The organism is Oligella sp. HMSC05A10, from assembly GCF_001808335.1.
In the GTDB taxonomy this organism is placed as follows: Bacteria; Pseudomonadota; Gammaproteobacteria; order Burkholderiales; family Burkholderiaceae_B; genus Oligella; species Oligella urethralis.
In genome coordinates, this window is record NZ_KV792967.1 from 1 (window position 1) to 6,785 (window position 6,785).

A 6,785-nucleotide genomic window follows, 5' to 3' on the forward strand; every position below is an offset into this window, starting at 1 on the left:
ACAGCAGAGCCTGTTGCCAAGGTGCAAATTACCAGTACATCACTGCAGAACCAAGGCACTATCGCAGCGCCTGAGGTCTCAATTAAGGCAGCACAAATTCACAACACGAAAGGGTTTGTTACAGCAAGTAAAACGCTTCAAATAGAATCAACTGAGTTGGCAAATACCGAACAAGCTCAGTTAAAAGCAGGGCGCCTGGATATTCAAACCGAGCGGCTTGAGAATATCCAGTCAGGAATTGTGCAAACAGGGACTCAAGCGTTGAATATTAATTCAGCGGCACTGACCAATAGTGGTCAACTCGGTACAGCCGTTATTTCGGATCCAGTTAGTTCAGACATCGATCCGGAAAACCCCTCTAGCGGTGATGCGCCTTCACCGACCGAGCCGGGTCAACAGACGCCGAGTAGTAGTACTGCTTTAGGCAAGACCACTACTGAGACTGTCGTATCGCCTGCTTTAGCTGCCGGACGTATCCAAGTAGAGAGGAATATAACAAATGACGAAGGGCAAATTTCTGCCAATGGGGATGTCCACTTAAGCTTAAGTCAGGCTCTGCATAATCAAGGGGATATTCAGGTTAAGAACCTGCAGAGTAAGGGTGAGCAGTTGCGTAATGCCGGCTATATCAATGCAGAGCGCTTAGATCTTGAGCACCGTCATCTCGATAATCGTCAAGGTCATCTTTACTCATCGAATGCTATCTCCTTGGCAACGGAGACCCTGGATAACCGAGCAGGTCAGATTAGTACACGGGATTCTTTGCTGATTGATAATCAGGGACGATTGGATAATAGCCAAGGACAGTTATTGGCGGCACAGGCCATTACGCTTAACACGCAGGAGATGCAAAATACCCAAGGTCAGCTAGTCACCGGAAAAAGTTTATCGGTCTCTGTAGAGGAAGTTTTGCACGATCAGCAAGGTCAATGGCAAGCGCTTGAGGCCCTACGGATTCATGCCGGTGAGCTGCAGAGTGAGCAAAGCCGCTTTAGTACAGACGATGAACTCCATTTGGCGAGTCAAGGTCAGCTCGTCCTGACAGAAGCACAGTTGAGTGCGCAGCATAGTCTACAGCTTCAGGGTGATGGCGTACAGATGAAGGATACCGAGGCCTTTGCAGAGCAACTCCAAGTGCTTAGTTCTGGTGAGCTGCAAAGTCAAGGTGCACAATGGCAAGCACAGCAGGTGCAGGTTGAGGCCGTGGATTGGCAAAATTTGCAAGGAGAGATCGTTGCTGAGAAAGACTTAATAATTCGTAGCAACTCACTGGATAATCAGCAAGGACGATTAGTCAGCGGTGAGGTGATGAGTGTACATCTTGATCAGGATCTCATTAATCAGCAGGGATTATTGCAGGCTGGTCAAGCGCTTGACATACGGGCTAGGAATTTGCATTCTGAGGAAGGCACTTTAGCCGCACAAGGTCCTGCACAGCTAGCGATTGCTGAGATTTTTGATCAAAGCGGCGGACTGACAACCATTGGTGGCAAGCTCATGTTAAGCAGTCGCCGTTTAATCAATCGAGGTGGTCATTTAGAGAGTGCCCAAAGTCTGGCGCTGCATGTAGATGAAGCGATTGATAACACCGAAGGCAGGTTACAAACGTTAGGTGACATGGAGGTGATGACGGCGGGTCAGGTAGTTAATACCCAAGGGCAGTTGATGGCAGGAGAAGCCCTGACTCTTCACGCAGAGCGATTAGATACACAAGCTGGGCAGATTGCCTCAACTGGTGCTTTGACGCTGACTGTGGATGACGAGCTAAACGCTAATCAAGCGCAATTAGTAAGTAATAAAAGCCTAAAGCTGCAAGCAGCTTCACTTGATGCCTCAGCGGCGAGTTTTGTCACAGAAGAGCAGATGCAGCTAAATGTGCGTGATAAGCTCCTAGCACAAGATAGTCAATGGCAGGCAGGTAAAGGCATTGCATTAAATGCTGATTCAATCGATCTGACCAGCAGCAAAATGGCTGCAGCAGCGATTCAAGCCTCAGCGCATAGCGATGTCATCGTGTCGTCAGGACTTTTGCAGGCGGATGAGTCTATGCTCCTACAAGCTAAGGCTGTTAAAGCAGATCATGGCTATCTGTCAGCAGGTGAGCGTGTACAGGTCAACGCCTCTCAACTGTTCGATCATCAGCAAGGTACTTTATTGTCTGGTGGTGACGTACAGCTAGATGTGGGTCAATTTCTTAATGAGCAAGGTAGCTTGTATGCTGCTTCGACTATACAGATTGACGCCACGCAAGATATTAAGAGCGTACAAAGTGATATTCAATCAGGTGGTGAGCTGTTAGTTCGTGCAGCAGGTAGTATTCATCAAGGCGGGCGGTTACTAGCAGCAGAGCAACTCACGCTTCAGGCCCAACAACTACAGCATGAAGAAGCTCAGCTACAAGGTCATGTCGTCACCTTGCAGAGTGCCGATGGTCTGCACTTACGAGATAGCACTTTGTTGTCTGCTACTCAGGTGCAGCTGCATTCGGGTGGTGATAGTTATCTAGACGAAACGACGGTACAAGCTGAGGACGATGTTGAGTTCAGAGCACAAGCGCGTGCGGATCTTAAACAAAGTCAATTACACAGTCGCCAGGGAAGCGTGTTACTTGACGCTCAAGAAAGTCACCAACAAGATAGTCAACTTGTTGCTAAAGAAATTAATTTAAGCTTAAGCAATGAGCTTAAGGCAGAAGACGGCTATTGGTTAGCTGAAGAAGGGTTAACCATACAGACACCGACATTGCAGATGACGTCGATGAACACGCAGGCTGATACGTTGACTATTCAGAGTGTTGGTGATGTGCTGCACGATCAGAGCGTGACAGTGGTTGATGGTGAGCTTCGTATTGATGCAAAAAATCTCAGTAATCACGCAGGTCAATTGGTTTCAGCTAAGCGGCTTGAGGTTACTGCATCGGGTACTGTGGATAATAGCGCCGGACTGATGATCTCTGATGGGCAGATGGTGCTGAATCAAGAAAGTCTGATAAATACGAAGGGTAAACTGCATGCGGCAGAGAACTTGACGATTCAGGCGAGTCAAGGAATCGACAGTCTAGACAGTGAAATCGTCTCGGCTGAGTCCATTCAAATACAAGCTGCTACGAAGGCGCAATTAGGTGGCGTACTTTTTGCAGAAGAGAGTCTTGACGTTGAAGGCTTTGAGCAGCGTTATGATGCAGCGCATTTGCAAGCTAAAGAGATTAGCTTGAGTGCGCAAGGCGATCTTGCATTAACTAAGAGCACCTTATTAGCGGAAGAAGCGGCATCGTTGGTGTCAGGAGCTAATTTATCGCTCAATGAGGTACAAGGTCAAGCGCAAGGTGTCTTTACCATAGACGTAGAGGAACAAGCGACACTTGAGCAGTCCGATCTACAGAGTGTGGGCGGACCTTTGTCGATTCGTGCGGCAACGCAACAACATCATCAGAGTACGTTGCTTGCAGAAGATATTAAACTGACCGCAGGTCAGACCTTGGGTGCTGAAACGAGTCAGTGGGTTGCACATAACAACTTGGATTTGGCGGTGGGTAGCCTTGATTTGACTCAGCATCAAAGCCAAGCAGAGGCTATTCAACTGAACAGCCAAGGCCGCATTGAGCAGCAAGATAGTCTAATGCAGGCAGATAAGACGCTGGAGATTAAGGCACAAGCATTGACGAATAGGGGTAGTGATATCACCGCAGGTACGGATCTAGTGATCAAAACGTCCGGACACGTAGATAACCATGAGGGGTTACTACTGGCTGATGGATCGCTTAAGATCCAGGCAGCAGAGCTTCGTAATGAGCAAGGTCGCGTAGCGAGTCAAGGCTCGACTGAGCTGGGCATTGACGGGTTACTCAATAATCAGCAAGGGTTGATTGCTACTTCTGATGAACTAATTCTTCATGTCGGTAGCTTGCATAATCAAGCAGGACAGGTGTCCACAAAACAGGCTATGAAGGTTGTTGTTGGTGAAGAGTTTAATAATCAAGCGGGCTTAGTGGTCTCTGATGCTTCATTCGATCTTAATGTTGGTCATCTGTTTAACCAAGCAGGTCAGTTGCAAGCAAAAACTGACTTTCACCTAACAGCGAAGCAGGCGATTGATAATCTGCAGGGAGAGATTGTTGCAGGGGGCTCTGCGAATCTTCATTCACAGGGTGCACTTGTCAATAGTGGTGTGATAGCGGCAGGGGATACACTGGCTATTCAAGCCGAGCAGATCACACAAGAAGGTGGTCATCTTCAAGCTGAGCAATTAGCACTTAAGGCTAAGCAAGCGATAGCGATGAGTGACGAGAGTACGGTGTTGGCAACTGATTCAGCTGAATTGAGTGCCGGTACGAATCTATCCTTAGCGGATACACAAATACAAACACTCAATAAGCTGCAGCTACAGGCTGGGCAAAAGATTGCAATGCAAGACACGGACTTACAGAGTCAACAAGGCGATGTCAGCCTTGATGCTAAGTCCATTGTGCAGGCAAATACCACCCTGGGGGGCAAGAACTTGGCGCTTAGCGCTAGTGATAACATTCAGGCAGAAGACAGCCAATGGCTAGCGGATAGCACCTTACAGGCAACGAGCGACGTGCTGAATTTACATCGACTCAGCAGTGCAGCTGAGCAGATTAAGCTGCAAGCGAATCAGGGCTTGAAGCATCACGACAGCGTGATGGTGGCAGAGCAGTCAGTCCATTTGCAGGCGGCCGCTATGACTAATCAGGGTGGCCAAATTGCAGCAGGTGAAAACCTTCAGATCAACGCCGGACAGTTACTTGATAACCAAGAGGGTGCTTTAGTTGCGCAACAAGATCTACAGATTACCGCCTCTATTGTGACTAATCAGCAGGGCAAACTATCTGCCCAGCAGGATCTTCAAGTGACGGCATCGCAGAGCGTGAATAATCAGTCGGGTCTAATGGTGGCTGATGGTGCATTACTGCTCAGTAGTCCCATCGTTATTAACAAGGGTGGACAGATTTCAGCCGCTAACTTACTGGCAATAAATAACAATACAAGCTTTGATAATCAATCGGGATTGTTGGTGTCGGATGGTGATATTCGCTTAGAAACTTCATCACTGGAAAATAGCCGCGGTCAAATTCATGCCAAAGGTAATACAACGATTCAGGCGTCACAGCGTATAACGAATCATGGTGGAGAAATTTTGGCTGCCAAGACGGTCAGTCTGCTCGATTCCGCTCAGCAACGCAATCAACGTCGTCTGCAGATTGAGCAAGATGCCAATGGTGTGATTCAAGGCAATGAAGGCACTGTGCTTATTGCTCAAGAGCTTCGTAGTCAAGCGCGCATAGAAACCCCCGGACACCTACAGTTGGATGTGACTGAAGGGTTCAATAATCTGGGAGGACTGCAGGCAGGAGGTTCTTTAAGCCTGATTACGGATAAGCACTTACATAACACACAGACAATCTATAGTCCGGACGCGTTGACGGTACAGGCGAGTGATATTCATAATGACAGCACGGGTGAGTTATTAGGCGAGACCGCCGTCACGGTGGTTGCAAAGACAGGCGATATTGTGAATCGCGGTTTAATCAATAGCAATGGCGTGACCACAGTAGAGGCAGCCGGTACCATCGATAATATTGGCTCGGGGCGAATTTACGGTGATCATGTTGCGATACAGTCAAAAACGCTTTTAAATCGTGAGGAGGTGCAAGCGACTGGTGAAAGGAAAGCGGCGGTGATTGCGGCACGAGAGCGTTTAGATATTGGTGTTCATTCCTTGCGTAACCAAGAAGAAGGTTTACTCTTTAGTGGGGGTGATTTAGCTATTGGGGCTAGGCTGGATGTAAATAAACAGGCACAGGGACAAGCGTCGAATCTGATTAACAGCGCTGCAACCATAGAGTCTTTGGGGGATATGTATCTTAATGTGCACAGTATAAGGAATTTAAATCCTGATTTTGAATTAACAAGAGTTCAAGTGTCTACGCCTGAAAGATTTGATTTTATTGTGCATGACGGGCAGGGCTATGAAACACGTGTTGATAAAAAAGACTTAAAAGAACGTCGGTGGAGTCGTCGCGCTTGGGAGTTTGTTAGCAAGGAGCCAGGGGATTATGCCAACTTAGTTCCTGGAGAAACGCCGCTTTGGTCGCTAGCGCAACCGGCATGTTATAGTTTTTCCGGTAATGATTGCTTTACCTCAACGCAGTTAACTAACTATGAAAAATATTCGCCGGATAACCCGGCGTGGGCCTATTTTGGGATTACCCCGGGGATCGCTACGGAGCCTTTAGCACCACGTGCGCCAACTGAACCCACGGTTTCTGAGCCGAGTAAGAGTTGTACGTTTATCAGTGACAGTGACGATAGAAGGGCATGTAGCTCAGCCACACAGGCTTGGCGTGATTATCGTCAAAACTTGGCTTCTTATCAGGAGCAGTATGCGCAGTATCAAGTAGCTTACGATACCTGGATGCAAGTGGATGGTCAGCGTTGGCATGCCTTAGATCAGGCCATCACAGCTTACAATAAAGACTATCAGCATCAATTTAAACATCGCTACACGGAGTATTGGATTACGCGTACGGAGTACGAAGATCAAGTCGCTCATTCGCGACCCGGTGATATTATTGCTGGCGGTAACTTGACCATCAATGCAGATACGCTCACCAATGATAAAAGTCGTATTGTGGCCGGTAAGGCATTGAAAGTCGACGCTCGCCATATTGACAATATTGATGCCAAAGGCTTAAGAATCATCGAAGATGAGGGTACGAGTCGTTATGCCTGGGAGAGGTGGCGTGGCGGTTTGAGGCGATATCA

General features: G+C 47.9%; 1 protein-coding gene. It reads left to right on the plus strand.

Annotated features, from left to right (window positions below):
* Nucleotides 1–6,785, plus strand: a 6,785-nt coding sequence (locus HMPREF3144_RS11265; RefSeq protein WP_141742785.1) for a hypothetical protein, incomplete at both ends; no start/stop codon positions are given.